The 22709-nt window shown below is 47.1% G+C and carries 17 protein-coding genes; 5 read left to right on the top strand and 12 right to left on the bottom strand.

Annotation, left to right across the window (positions count from 1 at the left end):
• The first annotated feature begins 37 nt into the window (after positions 1-37).
• On the top strand, positions 38-949 hold the full coding sequence (locus tag B5G04_RS03960; protein WP_022041123.1) for a ketopantoate reductase family protein: 912 nt from the start codon (positions 38-40) through the stop codon (positions 947-949).
• 6 nt (positions 950-955) lie between these two features.
• Complete coding sequence (locus B5G04_RS03955) at positions 956-1606, top strand: chloramphenicol acetyltransferase (protein ID WP_087211603.1); 651 nt, start codon at positions 956-958, stop codon at positions 1604-1606.
• Positions 1607-1688: 82 nt separating this feature from the next.
• On the opposite strand, the gene B5G04_RS03950 is transcribed toward B5G04_RS03955, so the two are convergent.
• Positions 1689-2882, bottom strand: a complete 1194-nt coding sequence (locus tag B5G04_RS03950) for a redoxin family protein (RefSeq protein ID WP_087395899.1) — start codon at positions 2880-2882, stop codon at positions 1689-1691.
• A 129-nt stretch (positions 2883-3011) separates the two neighbouring features.
• Here B5G04_RS03950 and B5G04_RS03945 point away from each other — a divergent pair, with 129 nt between their 5' ends.
• Positions 3012-3974, top strand: coding sequence for a winged helix-turn-helix domain-containing protein (locus tag B5G04_RS03945; protein ID WP_087250295.1), 963 nt, complete (start codon positions 3012-3014; stop codon positions 3972-3974).
• 2 nt (positions 3975-3976) lie between these two features.
• Here B5G04_RS03945 and B5G04_RS03940 read toward each other — a convergent pair whose 3' ends face one another.
• The 10 genes from B5G04_RS03940 to B5G04_RS03900 form a co-directional block, all read right to left on the bottom strand.
• Entirely contained in the window at positions 3977-4825 is an 849-nt protein-coding gene (locus B5G04_RS03940; protein WP_087250297.1) for an alpha/beta hydrolase-fold protein, read from the bottom strand.
• Between the two features lie 18 nt (positions 4826-4843).
• Positions 4844-6208: a glycoside hydrolase family 43 protein gene (locus tag B5G04_RS03935; RefSeq protein ID WP_087395897.1), complete on the bottom strand. Its 1365-nt coding sequence runs from the start codon at positions 6206-6208 to the stop codon at positions 4844-4846.
• 421 nt (positions 6209-6629) lie between these two features.
• Positions 6630-6938: a hypothetical protein gene (locus B5G04_RS19635; protein ID WP_158100034.1), complete on the bottom strand. Its 309-nt coding sequence runs from the start codon at positions 6936-6938 to the stop codon at positions 6630-6632.
• Between the two features lie 51 nt (positions 6939-6989).
• Positions 6990-9083 carry a glycoside hydrolase 43 family protein gene (locus tag B5G04_RS03925; RefSeq protein WP_087395892.1) on the bottom strand — a complete coding sequence of 698 codons (2094 nt, stop codon included), beginning with the start codon at positions 9081-9083 and terminating at the stop codon, positions 6990-6992.
• 12 nt (positions 9084-9095) lie between these two features.
• The gene (locus tag B5G04_RS03920; RefSeq protein WP_022040365.1) at positions 9096-10454 is read right to left on the bottom strand and encodes a glycoside hydrolase family 43 protein; all 1359 of its coding nucleotides are present in this window, start codon (positions 10452-10454) and stop codon (positions 9096-9098) included.
• A gap of 16 nt (positions 10455-10470) precedes the next feature.
• The gene (locus B5G04_RS03915) at positions 10471-11805 is read right to left on the bottom strand and encodes a glycoside hydrolase family 43 protein (protein ID WP_087395890.1); all 1335 of its coding nucleotides are present in this window, start codon (positions 11803-11805) and stop codon (positions 10471-10473) included.
• Positions 11806-11819: 14 nt separating this feature from the next.
• Positions 11820-11993 (bottom strand): hypothetical protein, encoded by a 174-nt coding sequence (locus tag B5G04_RS19630; protein ID WP_158100033.1) that lies wholly within the window; start codon positions 11991-11993, stop codon positions 11820-11822.
• Between the two features lie 29 nt (positions 11994-12022).
• A complete protein-coding gene (locus B5G04_RS03910; protein WP_087396312.1) occupies positions 12023-13966 on the bottom strand; it encodes a glycoside hydrolase family 97 protein in 1944 nt (647 codons plus the stop codon).
• Between the two features lie 19 nt (positions 13967-13985).
• A complete protein-coding gene (locus tag B5G04_RS03905; protein ID WP_087396309.1) occupies positions 13986-16367 on the bottom strand; it encodes a glycoside hydrolase family 127 protein in 2382 nt (793 codons plus the stop codon).
• Between the two features lie 9 nt (positions 16368-16376).
• Positions 16377-17942 (bottom strand): glycoside hydrolase 43 family protein, encoded by a 1566-nt coding sequence (locus tag B5G04_RS03900; RefSeq protein WP_239414037.1) that lies wholly within the window; start codon positions 17940-17942, stop codon positions 16377-16379.
• 248 nt (positions 17943-18190) lie between these two features.
• Between B5G04_RS03900 and B5G04_RS03895 the strand changes: the two genes are divergently transcribed.
• Positions 18191-19912 carry a glycoside hydrolase family 43 protein gene (locus B5G04_RS03895; protein WP_191763237.1) on the top strand — a complete coding sequence of 574 codons (1722 nt, stop codon included), beginning with the start codon at positions 18191-18193 and terminating at the stop codon, positions 19910-19912.
• Between the two features lie 95 nt (positions 19913-20007).
• Here the strand turns inward: B5G04_RS03895 and B5G04_RS03890 are convergent, their stop codons facing one another.
• A complete protein-coding gene (locus B5G04_RS03890) occupies positions 20008-21021 on the bottom strand; it encodes an ATP-dependent 6-phosphofructokinase (protein ID WP_022040359.1) in 1014 nt (337 codons plus the stop codon).
• Between the two features lie 182 nt (positions 21022-21203).
• Here B5G04_RS03890 and B5G04_RS03885 point away from each other — a divergent pair, with 182 nt between their 5' ends.
• Positions 21204-22709, top strand: a complete 1506-nt coding sequence (locus B5G04_RS03885) for a GH3 auxin-responsive promoter family protein (protein ID WP_087395888.1) — start codon at positions 21204-21206, stop codon at positions 22707-22709.

The raw sequence follows: 22709 nt of genomic DNA, 5'->3' as shown, positions 1-22709 counted from the left end.
ATCTGTGGTGAAAACCTCAAGAACTTAAGAACTCACCATGAAATACTTAGTAGTAGGAACAGGGGGCGTGGGAGGCTCTATCGCCGGATTCCTCGCTCTGGCAGGCAAAGACGTGACCTGCATCGCACGCGGCAAACACCTGGATGCCATCCGGCAAAAAGGGCTTCACCTGAAATCAGACTTGAAAGGCGAACATTTTCTTCCCGTGAAGGCTTATACCGCCGAAGAATTCGAAGGAAAAGCCGACGTGATTTTCGTATGCGTGAAAGGATATTCCATCGACTCTATCAAGGAAGTATTAGAACGTGCTTCCACCCCCGAAACGCTAGTCATCCCTATTCTGAATGTGTATGGCACCGGACCGCGCATCGGAAGGCTTGTGCCTTCGGTACACGTGCTCGACGGATGCATCTACATCGTAGGATTTGTTTCGGGAGAAGGCGAGATTACCCAAATGGGAAGCATCTTCCGCCTGGTATTCGGCGCACGCCCTGAACAAGGCATTTCCTGCGGACAATTGAATCAAATAGCCGAAGAACTGCGTGCGTGCGGCATCAAAGTAGACGTATCGGACGACATCAACCGCGACACTTTCATCAAGTGGGCATTCATCTCCGCCATGGCATGTACCGGAGCCTACCACAATGTGCCCATGGGCGAAGTGCAGCACGAAGGCGAGGTGCGCGATACTTTTATCGGATTATCGCAGGAAAGTGCCGAAATCGGGCGCAAACTGGGTGTAATCTTCCCCGAAGACCCCGTAACGTATAACCTGAAAGTCATTGACAAGCTCGACCCGCACAGCACCGCCTCCATGCAGAAAGACATTGCCCGCGGACACGAATCGGAAATACAAGGCTTGCTGTTCGATATGATTGACTTGGGCGAACGGCTGGGCATCGATTTGCCGACGTATCACAAAGTGGCATTAAAATTCAAGAAAGCATAAGAAAGCATGAAACACATCATCAACATTGATACATGGGAACGGAAAGACAATTATAACTTCTTCCGAGGCTTTGCCAACTCGTGGATTGCCATAACGAGCGAAGCCGATTGCACCGAGGCATACGCACGGGCAAAGGCACAAGGGCATTCGTTTTTCCTCTATTATCTTTATGCCATCACGAAGGCGGTAAACGAAATCAAGGAATTGCGCTATCGCTGGGATAAGAACGGGCAAGTGGTCTACCACGATACGGTGGATGTGATTACACCTATCGCCGTACCGGGACGTACATTCTACACCGTGCGTATTCCCTATCATCCCGACTTCGATACATTCTACCGTGAAGCGCGGCGTATCATCACCTCCATTCCCGAAGACGGAGACCCGTATGGCACAGATAAGCAGATAGCGGAACAAGGAGATTTCGACGTGTTCCTGCTCAGCGCCACGCCGAAACTGTATTTCACCTCCATCACCTATACCCAACAATCGGTAGGGCATCCGTTGGATTATCCGTTGATGAATGCAGGCAAGGCAATCACCCGTGCAGGACGGCTCTACATGCCGATAGCACTTACCGTAAGCCATGCCTTTGCAGACGGAGCGCACATCTCGCTCTTCTTCGAGAAGGTGGAGCAGACGCTGAAGGAACTATAAACATTTACGATTAGACAATTTACTATTTACGATGGAGAAAGTCATAAATCGTAAATAGTAAATTGTCTAATCGTAAATGGGCTTATTTCAAAAGTTCTTCAATCGCATCTATAATCTTCTTTTCGGTCGTACCTTTGGCATATCCTTTTATTACTTTCCGAATCACAAGATTCTCATCCAACAAGAAAAAGAAAGGCACAAAGCCTCCTGTCTTGTAATCAATGACTACTTGTTCGTTTCCGGACAAAAAAGTATAACCAATCTGATGGCGGCTTATATAATTCCGCACATTCGCTAACGGCTTGCCCCAAGAATCTATCGCAACCAACTGGAATTTATCTTTATCAAAACGCTTGTCCAATTCATTCAGAAACGGAATGGCAAGTTGGCATACCCCACATCCTATTCCCGTAAGATTGAGCAACATCACCTTTCCTTTCAAAGAAGAAAGCGAAACCGAATCACCCTGCATATTCACCGCCGTCCAATCGGGTGCCGGTTTATCCGCTAATTTAAAAGGTTCTTCATCATATTTGTTCTTTTCGCCCATCCGTACCAACTCATACCCTTCAGGCACAAGCGCATATAAATCGAAATTCTTATCGGGCAAAGTATTCAATTTCACATTCGAACATTCATCTATACCGGAATTACTTCCACAAAGTTCTCTTTTGTATTTATAAGGAAGGCCTGTCTCTTTATCTATCCAGATTTCAAAAACCATTATCGGGTCAGCCATAAAAGACATTTCCGGAAAATGGAAAGGCTTCCCGAAGAATTCCACTTCCACTCCTTCGTCGATAGTCAATTTCAAATAATACTCCTTCTCTGTCTCCTTCACTTCCCGAATAACGTTATCTTTCGTTTCCAACGTATAACGGATGATACTCGTCACATAATTGAAAAAAGGAGGTTGGATAAGCCTTACCGGAAGAAACTGATTGGAAAAATCATTTACCTCTGCTACTTTTTGATAACGGTTCATATATACTGAAACTGTTCCGTCATATCCCAATTCAAAGCGCGTTTGGTCTTCAGAATCCCATTCTAAAAAACTCGACCCGATGGTGGTATCTTGCGGATTGCGGTATTCTTCCACAAACACCTTGCTGACACTACTTGGCAAAGTATCTCCCGCCATCCAACCTTCACTATACAAGTCATACGTCGCCGACTTGACGCTTTCTAACTTACTCAATACTTCTCTCAGATACTCTTGTGCCTGAAGGGAACTGCCAGCCAGCAGGCACATTGCTAAAATAATCAGTGTTTTCATGTGTTGATGTTTTTAATGTTTTCTGCCGGCAAAAGAATAAGAATCCCGGTAATCGGACAAAAAAATTAGCTGAACTTTTTCTGAAATCTAAGTTTTTCGCTTATTTTGCTATCGGTTAGCATCGCATCTATGAAGACAAAAGAACTATACATCCTCGGCATCCTGAGTGCCATTATCGTTACGGCATTGTGTCTGTCTTTACAAGCAGGCGAAGAACGTATCCGGCAAGAAACGAACCATGCGTTCTGCGAAGCCACCGCCTGGCACTATACCGAACGGGTAGAACTGTTCCAGCATTTCACCCATCCCGACTTGAATCCCTATTCCGAATATTACATCACGGCTCCCGTCTACGACCGGAAGATAAAAAAATACACCCTGCGTACGTGGAAAGACCGAACGGTGTTTGTCTTCAAAGACAGTGTAGACGAAGCGAAGGCACGCCGCCTGCTTAACGAGCACATCCTTACTAATGTCCACCCGATAGATGCCGACAAACTGAACATCTTGTTCCGGGCACGGCTCGCAGCGCGAAACATCTGCGGACAGACTGGAACCATCTATTACAACGGACAAGAAAGACACTGCAGTTCCGACACGCTCAGTGCTTCTTCTGCCTATTCCACACCCGTTTACCGCCAGGATATCACGGGCGACATCCAGGCACAAGGATGGGTGGCATACGATACGGTCACACTGCTCCGCTACATCGACCGGCGGTTCTTCCTGCTCATAGCACTGATAGCTCTTGGCACCGCCATCTGTTATTACCTGCGGAAAAGAAGCAATGCCTCCCACATTTATCCAGACATTTCTGTCAATATGGAAAAGCAAGAATTAATCATTGATGGCATCCTCTGTCCGTTACCCAAGCTAGACCTCGCCTTGTTTTGCCTCCTGCTCCGAAAGAAAGGCAGGTGCGTGAGTCGCGGAGAAATCAAACAACGCTTCTGGAAAACCGACACCAATGCCGATGAAAAGATAGACACACATATCAAAATACTCCGGAAACACCTGAAAGGCTTTCCGGAGTATCAGATAGTGACCGTACGCGGGCAAGGCTATTACCTGTCGGTCAAGAAAGGATCCTGACATTAATCATCGGGCAATTGATGTGAGACATATACCAGCGCATCGCACAAGGCAGGACGCCAATAACTCCAATCGTGTCCCCCACCCTTCACACGAAACTCGTAAGAAATACCACGCTTGCGAAAGGCTGAGACTAAATCGATATTAGCATCATATGTAAAATCCTTGTCACCACAATCAATGAACCAACGGACGGCTTTCCATGCCGACACATTCTTTTCACTTCCTTCCGTTATCGTGCGGATAGGGTTGTAATCATCTACCAGCTTCTGACGCCAAGGGGCAGAAGGGTCATCCTTCAAAAACTCCAACGGCTGGCTACGCAAATAACTGCTCATCCCATAAACCACGTTGAACAAGTCGGGATGAAGCACACCATATACGACCGATGCACCTCCACCCATTGAATAACCTGCCACCGAACGGTATGCCTTTTCCGCCTTTACCCGGTAAGTCTGCTCGATATAAGGCATAAACTCCTGAAAGAAAAAGTCTTCATACCGCCAATGTGCAGCATTGAACCATATCATATTATCCTTGTTGGCCTCAGGACAAACCACAATCATTTCCTGCATCTGCCCACAAGCTATCAAGCTATCTGCCAAATGTGAAAGCCCACCATAACGTTCCCAATCGGTATTCGAGCAATTTCCTCCGTGCAAAAGGTACAACACCGGATACGTACGAAGTGTATCCATATCATAACCCGGTGGTAAATAAACCGTATATTCACGTTCGGTAATACCTTGCAAAAGTGTACAAGGAACTGTCCGATAAAGCACTTTTCCACCTGCAAACAGTTTCAAGCAGCAAAGGCAAAACAAAAGATAAAAAAGAATGTATTTACGCATATTCCCTATTCATTTTCGTCATAGCCCAGAATCGAATCTCCACCAGTCCAAGTTAAACAAGGCATGGGGTTGTTTGCCTTTGAACACGAGGTACAAATCGTGGACACCTGTCACACTCTTCACCTGTGTTTTGAACTCCTGCCAGTTTTCCCATTCACCGGTGTAAGGAATATCAAGCGTACCCAATACTTCTCCTTCCAAGCCATCGATACGGAGTTCAATCTGTCCGCCAAAATAACGGCTAGAGGCACATGCCGTAAAAAGCGAAGCACCTTTGGCACCAAAATCTACTTCCCTTACCTTGATATAATCTCCGTGATGGACATCCGTGACATACACGCCACGCGCAGCATCCGTCCGGGTAGTCACGCCCTCGGACCAAGCTATGGTTTCAGCCTCTGTACGTATATAAGGATTAAGTCGGCCTACCGCTTCCGTTATGCCGGCATCGGTCATATGCATTTCTGGTATTTCTCCATTCGGAGTATAACGGAACTCTTCTACGCACACCGAACGGCAATAACTATGCCCGCCAGGCAAGGCATCGTTGTGATAGAAGAAATACGAATGTCCTTTATAGTCCACGATACCCGGATGATTGGTATTGCTTCCACGCTCCAACGGCATAACCACGCCCTTAGCTTGCCACTTGCCGCCAGCCGAAGAGCTCATAGAATAGTGAATGGATTCGGGGAAACCCGCAGCATAAATCAGATAATACCAGTCTCCACGCTTGTAAAGCCAAGGTGCTTCGGTAAATCCTCCCGAAAAGGCAATGCTATCCAAGCGGTCGATTGCCTCGATTTCTCCATCCAGACTTACCATATCTTCTTTCAGTTTGGCACGATAGCATACACCGTTTCCCCAATACAACCATGCCTGCCCATCGTCTGCAATATATACAGTGGGGTCTAAATCGTCCCAAGAATGTCCGGCATATGTTGTCATATCGTTCGTCACCAATCCGTGCCCCAAGGCATCCTTGAAAGGTCCGTAAGGTGTATCTCCTACAGCCACTCCGATAGAAGAACCGGGATTCTGCCGGTTTTGGGAAGAAATATACCAATAGAATTTCCCGTTTCTCGGTATGCATTGTGCCGCACTGGCATCACCTGCAGACCATGCAAAAGTACTGGTCTTGAGTGGTGCACCGTGATCTGTCCAATTTACCATATCGGTGGTGGTATAAAGCCGGTATTCACGCATCAGATACGAATTTTCAGGCGCATCCTTCTCGTCACAACCTACATAGAGATATAAAGTATCATTATACACCATAGGTGCCGGGTCGGCCGTATAATGAGTCTGTATAATCGGGTTTTGTGCTTGGACAGACATTACGCACATTCCTATTGACAACCCTAACAAAAATTTCGTTTTCATAGTTCTTTTCACACAATTATAAGTAATACTAATCAGGGGTTAAAAGGGAGTCAGAAACCAATACTTTTTATATCGGTTTCAGAAGCAGGACTATCGGCCTTTAACTCCTGAACAAAATGATAACTCCTGTAAAACACAACTGCTTTTATACCATGCACGGCATAGGTTTATGCATTTTCCCCGGAACAATTGTTTCCACATTTGGATTACATTATCGTTTCAGGCGGCTTCCTTTTATGGTTTTCATATGAAAACCGTATGGTTTCCATATCAAGAACGTACGGTTTCCATATCGAGAACGTACGGTTTCCATATCGAGAACGTACGGTTTCCATATCGAGAACGTACGGTTTCCATATCGAGAACGTACGGTTTCCATATGAAAACCATAAAAGTATGCCGCCTGAAACAAAGATATGGGCTACATGCAAAGCCAAATGTTCCTTACCGATATGCCATCAAATGCAAGGATGATGTGCGCACCGTCTCTACGGAAATGGCGTGGCACATGCAGGAAATGCACAAATCCATACCGCGCAAGGCATAACTTTCGATTTATGTAAGAAGCTGTTTTGAATTTCTCCAAAAAGTTTTTCTTGGCTTGATGTATCTGTTTTCGTGTGTGCTTTGGGCGATTTTTTGGTCCTTTCCGCTCCTGTTCTTCGTCAGATAGCCCGCTATCTTCCTCATCACAGAAGCGGAAATGCCTCAAAAACTCATCCCAAATCATCGCACGATAAATTCAAAACAGCTTCTAAGAAACCAAGCATAATCTGTTGATTCAATCGGCAACATCTGCCACCACCTGCCAGGCAAAGACCGTTCCGTCTTTCCGGTCGGGGCGTGTACCGGGCCAGTCGGCTGCATAAGGTTCGCCCGTCACCGGATTTAACCCGACAAAACGATTGGTATGAAGAGAAAGCAACATACAATGCCCCCACAACATATCTTGCCACAAGAAAAGACTTGCTTCTGTTTCTTCTTTCGTGATGCGCACATCGCCCGAAAGCCCCAACCCCGTTACGGTCAGAAATCCAGAACCATCCATTGCTTCAAGTGCCACACGTCCCTTACCACGGTCGTGTACCCTGAAATGGCATCCTAACCCTTCGAATTCTGCACTTCCCGGAGCTACATGATGTAACATCCCATGCGGATTGGCCCAAGCCCGTTCACCATTGGCAAGATTGGTCAGTGTAATGATTTTGCCTACAGGCAGATTCTTCGAACGATCGGCAAAAGGTTCGTACACTTCGAAATTGTCGAAATCGGCACGCCCGCCTTTCTTCCCCTCTGTATTGTAAGCAAACAAAGCATAACGCACTCCCTGGAACGTATGCATCTGATACCCCAAACGCAGCTGGTTGCCTATGGTCTCGAACGTATCTCCATCGGTACTATAACTTAATGAGGCCAAGTCATTATGATAATCGCCGTGAGCCCGCAACCATACTTTGGCAGATTCCAGCGGCTTGTCGGTATGTACATTCTTCACCATATCATAAAAACGAAGCATCAGTCCCTCGTCGGTGCGTGTCACGCCCACCCAATAATAGGGTGTATTCAGCAGAGCAAGACCAGCTACGTCACCTTTCTTCAGTCCACGTGCATCCAGTTCTACCGTAGCCATCGATTCGGGACCAACCACACGCTGGGTCAGTGTATTCCGAGCAAACATCAGACTCTTGGCAGGAAGTGTATGCAGACGCAGCACACCTTTTGCCAGTTCCCATCTGTTATCAACCGGGATATGATTCCATTGCCAGACTGGCTTCAGACTATTATCCGAAAAGTCATCGCTCCGTTCATAAGGAGCATGAGGACTCTCCTCCACACCCGTATCGGGCTTGAACCAGGTACGTGGCGAACGTCCCAGATTACCTTCTACCCCGAAATAAGGCCAACCGTCTTTCCATGTTACTGGAGACAAGTAAGTAAGACGTCCCACCGATTTCATATCCATCATCGAGAAGCCCCACCATTCACCATTAGGCAAATCTACAATGCCTCCCTGATGTAAAGGCACGGCACTGAAATAATTATCAGAAGGAGGCTGGAAACTGAATTTGCTCCCTTCGTCAGGTATATCGGACCAGAAACCATAGCCTTGTGTCCACCAACCCTGTTGTATCCCCATTGTTTCCCGATGGCTGATAACCGTTGTCTCATACGGACCTTCAGGACGGTCGGCACGGGCACACTGCATACGTCCTACCGGAGCATAGTCAGCACTGATGATGTAGTATTTCCCGTTAATTTTATAGAAATGATGTCCTTCCCCCATTGCATTTCCTTTCGGGATGATAATCCGGTCACTTCCTTCAACATATCCGCTGAAGTCTGGTTTGATTTCGATAAGGTGCACTTCATCATACCCGTGAACAGCATAAATCTTATCGTCATCATCAAATAAAACGCCCAAATCATAAATGCGTCCACCCATGTTCTTATGTATCCAGGGACCTTCAGGACGGTCTGCCGAAAATACCTGCAATCCATAGTTGTTCACATTAACAAAAATATAAAACTTCCCTTTGTGATAACGGATGGCAGGTGCCCAGATACCATTCCCATACACACCTTTCTTTCCTTCCAAATGGAATTCAGGTCCCAAGTCCAACTTGTCGAAAACATAAGTAACAAATTCCCAATTCACCAAATCTTTAGAGCGAAGCAAAGGCAATCCGGGCATAGTATGCATCGAACTGGCAACCATATAAAAATCTGTTCCCACCCGAATCAAGTCAGGATCGGTAAACTCATCATAGAACAAGGGATTGGTAAACGTACCGTTCCCGTTATCAGCGGTCCACGTCTGAGCCTGCAGGTTATACCACCCACAAATTCCCAGCACAAAAAGCCATAGATACTTCATTGTTTGCCCTCCTTACTGCTTCGGATGAAACATCCAGTAATCGAAATACATCACCCTGCCAGGCTTATCACCTTTGCATATAAAATACAGGTCATGCACGCCACTTATAGCTTCCACTTTGGAAGTAACCAGCGCCCAACGGTCATCCCAACCAGTCATAGGTACCTGCAACGTAGCCAGCAGCTTTCCTTGCAGACCATCGGCACGCACCTCCAGGGTTACCCCTCCGTTGTGTGTAGTTCCTACACGAGCAATGATGTCAGATGCCCCTTGGCTACGGAAGTCTACGCCCTTCACCTTGATGTATGCCCCATCACGCATAGCATTGACAAATACACCCACTTCTCCGTTTTGTGCCGACTTCATCCCTTCGGAGAAAGCCATCGTTTCAGCTTCATTCTTCCGGTACGGATTAAGTGCCGTCAACCCTTCACGGATACCTTCGGTCATCTTCATCGGCTGGATAGAACCATCGGCATTAAACACAACTTTCTCCACGCATACCGAACGGGTAAAGCCCGAACCTCCAGGCAGGGCACCATTGTGGTAGAAAAGGTAAGTTCCGCCTTTATAGTCCACAATACCCGGATGATTGGTAAAACTCCTTCCTTCGGTAGGCATCAGCGTACCTCCGTATTTCCAAGGTCCCAACGGACTCTTGCTCATCGAATAGCCCAAATGTTCGGATATCGGTCCACCAGCCCACAACAGGTAATACCAATCCTTGTGCTTGTAAAGCCATGGGCCTTCTTCGTAAAGTGTGGGACGTTCAGGCACATTCCCTTCCCGCTTACCAAAAGCCTCTTCGGTCATATCCACCTTCACAACATCTCCCGAATATGATATCATATCTTCGTTCAACTTCACATAATAACAAAAAGGATTGCCCCAATACAGATAAGCCTGCCCGTCATCGTCTATCATTACGGTAGGATCTATGTCCCCTTTTCCACTACTCACCAATGGCTTGCCAAGTGGGTCGTAGAAAGGACCATAAGGACTGTCTGCTACAGCTACGCCAATAGCTCCCCCTCCTTTTTTCATCGTCACCGGGACATACGCATAAAATTTACCTCCACGTTCGACACACTGCATAGCCCAAGCATCTCCCCGCGCCCACTCGAATGTCTTGTACGACAAGGGAGTCGGATGTTCAGTCCAGTTTACCATATCTTCGGTAGAGTACAATTTCCAGTCGTTCATTGTAAACCACGTAGATGCGTCTTCATCATGGCTTGTATATAAATACAAGCGGTCACCATATACCATCGGTGCCGGGTCGGCGGTATAAGCAGTCTGGACAATCGGGTTTTGTGCCATAACCAGTATAGGGGTTACAAGCATCGAAAGACTAATAAATATGTTTTTCATAAACTATGTCATTCTATTATTCTACAAATTTCCAATAATCCCAATTCATCAGGTCTTTTCCGGCATCACCTTTGAAACGGAACACCAGGTCGTGAACACCCTTCGCCCCCTTCACCGGACAGGCAAACTCCTTGTATATGTCCATTCCTCCGGTAGCCTCAACTTGAACTGTTCCTACCAACGGACCATCGGCTTGGTCTAAATGAATCTCAATTGCGCAATGCCCTGCATCAGAAGCGACAGAAGCCACAAAACGAGATGCGCCTTCTTTTCCGAAATCAACACCTTTTACCACCAAAGTATCAGAGTCATTGATTTTCGTGACATAAATGCCACCATCGGTACGGCGCTCGGTTTTCAGCCCATATCCCCAAGCCATAGTCTCGGCTTCTACCCTGCGGTAAGGATTAAAGTTTTCAATCTGCACCAGCTTCGTATCTTTAAAATAAGGCACCTCCTGTATCGTACCGTCTACATTATAATGCATTTCGGCGGCCGATATCGAACGGCGTTCATGATGCTCCTCCATTTCGAGACGCAACAGATCGTAATTCTGTCCGAAAACGTAACTCTTGCCTTTATAGTCAATGATTCCCGGATGATTTCCGCGCGTACGGTCGGTAGGAGCCATGATGTAGCCCTTCACCTCCCATGGTCCCGTAGGACTGTTACTCATGGCATATCCGATTCCTTCTGGGCAACAAGTAGAAGCGTATGCCAGATAATATTTCCCGTTACGTTTGTAAAACCACGGTCCTTCCTGATAATGTTCCAACTTGCCTATCTTCACAATATCGCCCGAATACGACACCATGTCTTTGTTCAGTTTCACATAATACAAGTTCGGGTTACCCCAATACATATAGGCTTGTCCGTCATCGTCAATCCAAACAGTAGGATCGATATCTTCCCAATGCTCTTGTTGCCACACGATAGGCTTGCCTATGGGATCCTTAAAAGGTCCGTAAGGCGAATCGGAAACCAATACGCCAATGCCGTTCCCATGAAGGGGGCAATACATATAAAACTTACCGTCACGCTCCACCACTTGTTGTGCCCATGCACCGTTATCGCGCTTACGCCATACAAAGTCTTTCAAGGAAGCCACGGGTCCGTGGTCGGTCCAGTTCACCATATCAGTAGAGGTATATAGCTGCCAGTCGAGCATCTTGAAGTCATAACCTTGCGCATCGTCCTCATCGTGACTGGTATACAGAAAAATCGTGTCATTGTACACCATCGGTGCAGGATCGGCGGTGTATTTGGTCTGAATAATCGGGTCTTGGGCATTTGCACCAACAGCATACAAGCCCATCATCATAAATGCTAATTTTTTCGATTTGTTTTTCATCTTTTATTCTTGATTTAATGAGAAGCTGTTTTGAATTTCTCCAAAAAGTTTTTCTTGGCTTGATGTATCCGTTTTCGTGTGTGCTTTGGGCGATTTTTTGGTCCTTTTCGCTCCTGTTCTTCGTCAGATAGCCCGCTATCTTCCTCATCACAGAAGCGGAAATGCCTCAAAAACTCATCCCAAATCATCGCACGATAAATTCAAAACAGCTTCTGAGTTATTTTACAATCAAAGCTCCTCCATTACATGGAATCATCAGTTCGATTTCGCCTTTTTTGTCCAGCTTCTGGGTTTTCACGCTTCCTTGCAGCTGGGCATCATCAGCATAAAGCGTCACTTCTTCTTTCGGGGAAAACATCGGCAAAGCTACTTTCACTTTCAACGGTTCTTTGCTGGCATTGATTCCAGCCACGTACCACGTTTCTCCGTGCCGACGTGCCAATATTACATACTTGCCGGGATAACCATCGATAAAACGCACTTCATCCCACAGCGTAGGTACTTTCTTCATAAAATCCACAGCCCATACAGGAGCATCGGTCAGATTATTAGGAGCCAAAGCAAAGTGCTGGACCGGACTTTGAAAAAGCACCGCTGTAGCAAGCGCAAACACATCCGATGTAACACGGCGGCTACCTCCCGGCTGATTCTTCGCATTGTAATACCGGTTCAATGTACTGCCTCCGAAATCCATACTACCTACGGTATTGCGGATAAACGGATGCAAGCAGGCATTAAAGGCTTCGGCATCACAACTTCCTTGCGAGAAGTTCATGTTCTCGCTTGCCAGCACAGCTTCACTTGCCGCATAATTAGGATACATCCGCTCCCATCCGCGAGGCAAGGTACATCCGTGAAAAATAACCAGCAGACCATAATCGTTGGCATCTGCCAGAATATCTTCATACAATTGCATAGTCACTTGTTTGTCGCTTCCTATAAAGTCCACTTTAATACCCCGGATACCGATGCTTTGCATCCATTTCATTTCCTTCCGACGGGAAATAATGTTGCTCATCTTGCCACGCGGACCTTGCGGAGCATCGTTCCAATAACCATTGGAATTATACCACAGATACAATGCCACATTCTTAGACTTGGCATAACGTGCCAGCTCTTCTATTTTTTCATATCCTACCCGCGAATCCCACAATGCATCAACCAGCACCGACTGGTATCCCATCGCTGCGGCAAAATCAATGTAACGCTTCTGCTCATCGTATGTCATGCTGGCATCACCTCCGATAATCCAGCTCCATGTGCCGCATCCGTACTGGTACTTCTGAGATGCTTCGTACAAGGGAGATACAAGGTCGAAAGCCACGGTAGTTTCAACTATAGGAGCCAGTGTTTTTCCCAAAGTGATGGTGCGCCAAGGTGTTTCGCCTGGAAGCGCAATTCCCGGAGCCGTTGTTCCATTGCCATTGTATTCGCCTTCTTGCGGATAACCTATCGTATACATGCCACCCTCGTGCCCCATCAGCCTGCTGGCACAATAGCGACTATCTACTCCCGTTTCTGAAAGTAAGAGCCATCCCTTATCCATATATTTGAACAGGCACGGGAATGTATATCCCTCGCCCCAGCCATTCTTGCCCATCGTATCATCCACGGTATAAGAGGTCTCATAACTGGGCGAAGTACGTGCAAAGCCTCCCATCGGCTTGCTTTGCGGACAAAGGAAAGTAGTGCTTCCCTCAGGCAAGACGAAACCCGTAGCTTCCGAGCGCACCACACAACATAAGGTATTTTCCTTGGGATAGACGCGGTACTTGAAAGCCACGTCACGGTTGCTCACACGGAACACCACATCGCACACCTTCTTGCCCTGTTGCATGAACGGGCACACCACTTCAACCGCCTTATAGTCTACCCGGCTCTGCTTGATGGTGGGCAACGTATAGGTATCGCATACCGTATCCGCCTTGCACGTTCCCCCCAACGACATATCTTGAGTAAAATCGCCTATATTGGTCTCCAGACCCAAGGGAGAAGGTTCGAGAAACACGGTTCCGTCATACAACACTTGGTAAGAAGGCTTTCCGCCTTCATCGGATACCACCACTTGAATGTGTCCATCGGGACTGGCAAATTTCCAATCAGTAGCATAAACGGACAGGCAAGCCCCTAAGGCTGCAGTCAATAGCCATTGTCTTGTCATCATATAATTTCATTTAAAGTCATTCACCTTGTTCGTTAGTCACCAAACGGATAAAGAATACCCCTCCGGCTATTTTTCCGGGCTTGCTTTGGAACGTGAGAGTGATTTCTTTCTTACCCTGCAACGCATCGTCAGGAAGAGCATATTCAACATCCACGAACTCCTGCTTGTTCCATTTCCCTACCAGATTTTCAGAAGCAATCACCTTTCCATCTACCAAGATATCAAATTCCCGGTCGGCGGTTTCATTACCCCAATAAGTTATCAGCAAAGACATGTCAGACTTGCCCTCAGTAGAAAGTACATAACTGAAATAGCCTCCGTCTTTCGCATCACGCCACGCCTTGCCATTGAAATTTCCCTTTGTCGAGTTCTCGTTCTTCATTAAGTGGTCCGCTTCGGGCTGTTGTTCTCCCGTTGCTATGGCATCTACCGTCCGGCGGTCTAATGCAATACGCGCTTCTTCTTCGGCTTTCTGTTCGCTTTGATAATGTGCGTATTCAGTTTCGTCCATCGAAAGCCAATAAATCATATAACGGCTATCGTGAATGCCATAAAAGGGTTCGAGCACCAAATCCTTGTATTTGCCGGAACGGAACAGACCGGGAACCGTATAATGGAACGGCTTGCCTGCTACCGGACGCAAATGGTTTAACTTCTCTTCGATGTCTGCCCGCTCTCCTATAAGAAAAGGAGTTTCGTAAACCGGAACCAAAGGTCCTGAAGCAATATGTCCCCATCGGCTATCGTCTGCCACCAGCCCGTCCAGATGGTCTGTACCTACCCGTGCACCCAATACAATCGGTCCGCGCAAGATGGCAACATATTCGGGCATATTCGGGAACTCTTCCAACTTAACATGCATCGGCGTACGGATTTCGACAACATCCCCGTCTTTCCATTCGCGGTCAATGCATACATACGAAGATGGTTCCGAACCGGCTGCATACTCTTTTCCGTTACACAACACCTGCATTTCCGAAGCCTTAACCCACCACGGATGGCGTACCAACATCTTGAAATGCCTGGGCTTGTCCACCGAAACCGTAAGCTTGCTTCCCTCTTCTGCCGGGAAACCTGTTTCCTGACGCAAGCGGATGCCTTCTTCTTTCCAGTTCAGTTCAGAAGCTATAAACAAATTGACAAACAATGAATCGTGTGTATGCGTATAGATGAATTCTCCATATTTGGCATGATTCTCCATACCGGTTCCTACACAGCACCACATCGCCTGATTAGGAGCCGAATAAACCCGGTAATGTGCCGGACGGGCAGATGTGAAATACACATATCCGCCGTGTTCGGGATGCTGGGTAGAAAGAATATGATTGTACAAAGCACGTTCGTAGAAGTCCACATAGCTAGCCTCGGGATGCATCCGGAACAAGCCCTCGGTCAGTTTCAGCATATTATTGGTATTGCATGATTCCGGACCTTCACGGTCTTCTATATAGCTCTTGCTATCGGTTTTCGCCACAAAATGCTCGCGCCGGCTATTGCCTCCGAATGCCAGCGAACGGTTTTCTACCACCGTATGCCAGAAGAACGATGCCGCATCCTCATACGTACGGTTATGGTCTAACTCGGCTATGCGTTGATATCCCACCGCTTTAGGCACTTGTGTATTGGCATGTTTGTTATCCAGATTGTCCACTCCCTTTGCCATGCTGTCCAGCAACCAATGATGAGAAAAACGTTTGGCCGTGTCCAGGTATTTTTTGTCTCCAGTCATCTGATAGGCATCGGCATATACTTCATCCATTCCGCCGAATTCCATATCCAGCATCTGCTCCATTTGCGCATCAGTAAGGGGAGAAACGACTCCAATACCCCAATCGCACAAATCCAGAAACATCTGTCTTGCCTCTTCATTGCCGGCATACATCCAGGCATCCCGAAGTCCGGCATAAAGCTTATGAAGGTTGTACCAAGGTACCCAGTATTTCCAAATCAAGGCCACGTTTCCTTTCCGTATCTCACTCCACAAAGCCTTTCCATTAGGAACACCGCCGATATAACCATCACCGTTCTTCTCCTGGCAACGTTTCAATTCGGCTATCATATACTCCATACGCTGGCGGAATGCCTCATCACCTGTAGCAGCATAATGCATTGCCAGTGCCGAAAGATAATGTCCGCCTACGTGTCCGTCCAGTCCCGCCCAATTGGGGAACAATTCTCCTTTGGGAGGTAATCCTGCCTCTTTCAGAAAAGGAGCCAGCAAGCGGTCTACATCATATTCCAACAATACTTTACCATTTAAGTCCTGTGCATGCTTGAAAGGACCATCCAAGAGAGTCACCTCATTCAAGGCAAAAGTGTTCGGATACAACTTGTCTTGTGCCTGTAATCCCGAAAAACCTATCAAGCAGGCCATCAATGCCCATGCTTTCTTTTTCATAACCATTCTTTATCTTATTCGTTTATAATCGAAGAAATCCACATCTACATAGCCACCTGTCTGCTTTGTAGCATAATTGAATATCGCATATTTTGTCCCCATAAAGAAGCGGCGGTAATCGAATATCATCTTAAAATCGGAACCAATTTTCGTCCAGTCTTTCCCGTTCAGGCTATAATAGAAAGCAGCAATGTCTTTGCCTACCCGGAAATCTCCATCAATACGCAGGTAAACTACATCCTGTGTCAATTCCACACGCGCCTTTTCATCAGTCTCCACATGTGTCACCGCCTTGTCCGAATCGCGTAAAGCTACCACCTGTGACGACATCGTAAGGTATTTCTTTCCGCCTTCCATCACTACCGAAAGTACACCGGCATCGCCATTGAAAGCACTGAAACCTGCTACATCCCCTTCTTTCATATGAGACACATCGATAGACACACTTCCCGTACATTTCGGTCCTTCCATACGTTGGGTCAACGTATTCGGTGCCCAAAACAGGTTTTCTACCACCCGATGCGTCTTCAATCGTAAATAACCCGGACGTTCCGAAAGCGACCATGCTTCGTTTATCGGGTTATGGTTCCATTGCCAGTTGATTTTCATTTCCTGTTTTCCAAAATCGTCACTCACCACCAAGGGCAAGGCAGGACATCCTTGCACGGGTTTTTCCATGATTTCGGGTACACGGCCTTCCTCATTGCCCAGCATCGGCCATCCGTCTACCCAGCGGCAAGGCATCAGTGTAAGGACACGTCCCACACCTCCACGATCTTGGAAGATGACACCATACCAATTGCCCTTCTCATCATCCACAATGCATCCTTGTCCTACATACGGGAAACCGGCAAAGTCCGATTCCAGTATTACTTTCTTTTCATAAGGACCGGTTATCTTATCGGCACGATAGCACACCTGACGACGCTTGCCTCCATTAGGCCACGAAATCATCAACAGATAATACTTTCCGTTGTATTTAATGGCACGGCTTCCTTCCAGCAATCCGGTTTCGGTACTATCGCGCTCGAAGATTTTCATATCCACTCCTCCAGGCTGCACCCCTGTAAGGTCTGGCTTCAATTCGCGTAATTGCCCTGTTCCATAATAGATATATACACGTCCGTCATCGTCGAACAACAAAGACGCATCGTGGAAATGAGGCAAGCGGGAAACAAGTTCCCATTTCCCTTTCGGATCTGTAGTGGCATACACATATCCTTTATAGGGCTTGTCATTGGGCGAAAAATAAGCATAATATTTCCCATTGTGGTAACGGATTGAGGTGGCCCACTGCCCTCTTCCGTATGCAGTACATCCGTTCAGGTCATAATTCGGTGTATCGGTCAAACGGTCGAACAAATAACTGGCCGTCTCCCAATTCACCAAATCTTTAGAATGCATAATAGGTGCGCCCGGCATCAGATGCATCGTAGTGCTTACCAGATAAAAGTCGCTACCAACACGGATAACATCAGGGTCGGGCACATCACTCCACAACATCGGGTTAGTAAAAGTACCGTCACCATTATCGCTCGATTGAGCCCGGACTAAGCCGCAAAAAGGAATGCACATCATCAGTGCTACGAAAAACCTGCGTATTTTCATATCGTTATTAGTTATAAGTTTGCCTACAAATTTAAAAGAAAAAACAAACATCTCATACCCCAAAACTAAAGATATTCTGTAAGATGGTACATCTGAGCATGAAAATAATACAAGATGTAACATAGAGAATAAAATATGTAACATACGCAACAATCTTTTTCATCCCGACCTATTAACTTTGTAAACGACTATTCGACACTACTCATTATTATAATATAAACACCATGAAAAAAACATTAAGCTTATTGACGTGGGGCACGCTGAGCCTACTTGCATGCTCATGTGCCAGCAATCAAATGGAGGTTACTCCTGGTACTCCTGTATTCAGTAATTTCACCTATACAGGACAAGATGCCGTGTACGAACAGAATCCGCTCGCTTCCGACGAATTCTACACCCCCATCCTACAAGGATGTTACCCCGACCCCAGTATCTGCAAGAAAGGAAACGATTATTACCTGGTATGTTCTTCGTTTGCCATCAATCCGGGCGTACCTATTTTCCATTCGACCGACCTGGTCAACTGGAAACAAATCGGCCATGTGCTCGACCGCCCCTCGCAACTGAAGGTGGAAGACACAGGAATCAGTGCCGGCGTATATGCACCTACCATCCGCTATAATCCGAACAACGACACATTCTATATGATTACCACCCAGTTTGCCGGAGGGTTCGGAAACATCATCGTCAAGACCAAAGATCCGATGCAAGGCTGGAGCGACCCTATCAAGCTGAACTTTGAAGGCATCGACCCGTCTATCTTCTTCGATGATAACGGAAAAGCTTACGTAGTACACAATGATGCACCAGAGAAGGCACTGTATGAAGGACACCGCGTTATCAAGGTATGGGAATATGATGTAGAAAAAGACCAAATCGTTCCCGGAACAGATAAAGTGATAGTAAACGGAGGAGTAGACCTCTCGAAGAAACCTATCTGGATTGAAGCTCCACACCTGTACAAGAAAGATGGAAAATATTACCTGATGTGTGCCGAAGGAGGAACAGGAGGCATGCATAGTGAAGTAATATTTATCGGAAACAGCCCCAAAGGCCCGTTTACACCGGCTCCGGAGAACCCCATCCTGTCACAACGCCACCTGAATGCCGACCGTCCTGACAAAGTGGACTGGGCAGGACATGCCGACCTGGTGGAAGGACCTGACGGAAAATATTACGGAGTATTCCTTGCCATCCGTCCCAACAATGCCAATCAAGTAAACACAGGACGTGAAACCTTTATTCTTCCTGTCGACTGGAGCAGCACTTTCCCCGTATTCGAAGGAGGAATGGAACCTCTAAAGGCCAAGCTGAAAATGCCAGCAGGTGTCACCAACCAGACCGGACAAAACGGTTTCTTCCCGAACGGAAACTTCACCTATACTGAGGATTTCACTTCGGACACACTGGATTACCGCTGGGTAGGCATAAGAGGAGCACGCGAAAAATTCATCTCCACTTCGCCCAATGGACTGACCATCAACCCATACGATGTAAACATCAAGGTAGTACAACCTACGTCTACCTTGTTCTATCGCCAGCAACACCTCAACTTTACGGCCACTACCACCCTGAACTACATTCCACGTTCGGAGACCGACCTGGCAGGTATTACATGTTACCAAAGCGAAGCCTTCAACTACGTGTTCGGCGTGACCAAGAAAGGAGAAGAAGACGTACTGGTATTGCAACGCACCGAAAAAGGAAACTCTACCGTGCTGGCAAGTACTCCGGTTAAGGAAACACGCCCCATCCTATTGCAGGTGAAAGCCACGGGCGACCAGTATACTTTCAGTTATTCTACAGACGGAAAGACCTTCCAGCCTGTAGGTGGAACCGTTTCTGGAGATATTCTTTCGACCAATGTGGCAGGTGGATTCACCGGTGCTATGATAGGACTTTACGCCACAACAGGCAATGATGCCACGGCACAATAAATAAGCATGGTGCGACACATATAGTTGCATCATGCCACGCACATAGCTTCATCGGGTTGCGCATATACTTCCGTTGCCCGATGAAGCTATGTGCATTATCCGAAGCATACGCCCATGCGTTTGCCCTGAATTATCAAATCGTTATCGGCAGTAACTAATTTCAACTTGCCCGCTACCTCCGACAAGGGAACAGACACTATCTCCGAACCCCGGAGCGCCACCATCCGCCCGAATTGCTTTTGAGCTATCAGTTCCGTAGCGTGCCCTCCCATACGGGTGGCAAGGGTACGGTCGAACGCCGTAGGACTTCCTCCGCGCTGGATATATCCCAACACCGTTTCACGCGTCTCAAAACCGGTCTCATACTCGATTTCCTCGGCTATGTATTGAGCAGCCTTTTTCCCGTTAAAGGTGGGAATACCTTCCGCCACCACCACAATCGAATAGGGTTTCCCTTTCTTCAACCGGTTGATGATGACATCACCTATATTATGTATATTGAACGGAAGTTCGGGAATCAGGATGATGTCACCCCCTCCTGCCATACCCGAGTGAAGGGCTATCCATCCTGCCTTATGCCCCATCACCTCGATTACCATCACACGCTGGTGCGAACTGGCGGTAGAGTGCAGACGGTCAATGGCTTCGGTGGCAATACTCACCGCCGAATCGAACCCGAACGAAATATCCGTACCGAACACATCATTATCAATAGTCTTGGGTATCATCACCACATTCACTCCGGCTTTGGCAAGCATGGCCGCCGTATTCTGCGTGCCGTTTCCTCCGATACAGACCAGGCACTCAAGCCCGTGGTCATGAATCGTCTTCAGCAATGCCGCAGGCCTGCTATCGGAAAGCGAAAACCCACGGTCTTTCCGGAAAGGCTTCACACGTGAAGTACCCAGCACCGTGCCCCCCATCGTAAGCAATCCGCCCAACGAATTCTCAGTAAGCTGGATTACATCATCGTCCAGCAATCCCCGAAAACCATTGTGGATACCATATACTTCCATTCCATAATAACTGATAGCCGTCTTGCAAACGCCTCTGATGGTAGCGTTTATGCCCGGACAATCACCTCCTGCCGTTAAAATTCCGATTCTCATAACCTTCAAAATTTGTCTTCGTGTGGTAAAGTTATAAGAAAAAAGTGTAGATTTGTCTTTTCTAACACAAAAATACACCACAAATACAAGAAATAGGCTAACTTTGCAGCGTTTCAATAGCACAAGAAAGACGCTTCGGACACACTAGTCCTGTATGCGTGTGCCATAAAAAAGGAATACCAATGGTTTCAACAAAGTTAATCGAAAAGTTGTTTGTTTCCCGCCAAAAGGAAATAGATTGCTATAACACACAAGCCGAAGCCATTCAAGACAGAGTTTTCCACAAGCTGGTCGAGAATGCTTCTGATACGGAATGGGGGAAAAAATACGATTATGCCCATATCCGGACATACGCTGATTTCCAGCGGGTACCGGTCCAGACCTACGAAGACGTGAAAGGCTATGTAGACCGTATGCGCCATGGCGAAAAAAACGTGCTGTGGCCCGGACGTGTCATCTGGTATGCCAAGTCATCGGGCACAACCAACGATAAGAGCAAGTTCATCCCCGTAAGCAAAGACGGATTACGGCACGTCCATTATCAAGGCGGAACCGATGCCGTAGCTCTCTACCTGCGCTCGAATCCGGCAAGCAAGTTCTTTTCGGGCAAAGGACTGATACTGGGAGGAAGCCACAGCCCGAATTACAATGTAAAGGACAGCCTGGTAGGCGACCTTTCTGCCATCCTGATACAAAACATCAACCCGCTGGTGAACCTTATCCGCGTGCCCAGCAAGGAAATTGCCCTGCTAAGCGAATTTGAAGAAAAGGTGGAACGCATTGCCGAAACTACCATCCATGAAAACGTGACGAACCTTTCGGGAGTACCCTCGTGGATGCTTGCCGTCATCAAGCGCATTCTGGAGAAAACCGGTGCCAAACATCTCAACGAAGTCTGGCCCAACCTGGAAGTATTCTTCCACGGAGGAGTATGCTTCACACCTTACCGTGAACAATATAAACAGCTCATCCCGTCCGACAAGATGCACTACATGGAGACCTACAACGCCAGCGAAGGTTTCTTTGGCTTGCAAAACGACCTGTCCGACCCTGCAATGCTTCTGATGATAGACTACGATGTATTTTACGAATTCATCCCACTGGAAGAAATAGACAATCCGCATCCCACCATCGTACCCTTGACTGGCATAGAAACGGGACGTAACTATGCCATCGTCATCAGTACTTCGTGCGGCTTATGGCGGTATATCTTGGGTGACACGGTAAAGTTTACCCAAAAAGACCCGTATAAATTCATCATTTCCGGACGTACCAAGCATTTCATCAATGCTTTCGGCGAGGAACTGATGGTGGACAATGCCGAAAAAGGACTCGCCAAGGCATGTGACGCTACAGGTGCACAAGTCCTGGAGTACTCGGCAGCTCCGGTCTTTATGGACGCCAATGCCCAATGCCGCCACCAATGGCTGATTGAGTTCAGCGTGATGCCCGACTCGCTGGATAAGTTCCGTCACGTTCTCGACCGCTCTTTGCAGGAAATCAATTCCGACTATGAAGCCAAACGGCATAAAGACATCACTTTACAGGAACTGGAAATCATCGTGGCACGCCCCAACTTGTTCCACGACTGGTTAAAGCAAAAAGGAAAGCTGGGAGGACAACACAAGGTGCCCCGCCTGAGCAACAACCGCGACTATATAGAAGAAATGTTGAAACTTAATTCGTAA

This window comes from Bacteroides sp. An51A (genome assembly GCF_002161565.1).
GTDB classification, from domain to species: domain Bacteria; phylum Bacteroidota; class Bacteroidia; order Bacteroidales; family Bacteroidaceae; genus Phocaeicola; species Phocaeicola intestinalis.
Note: the sequence above shows the minus strand (reverse complement) of the source record. Positions and strands in the feature narration are given on the sequence as shown.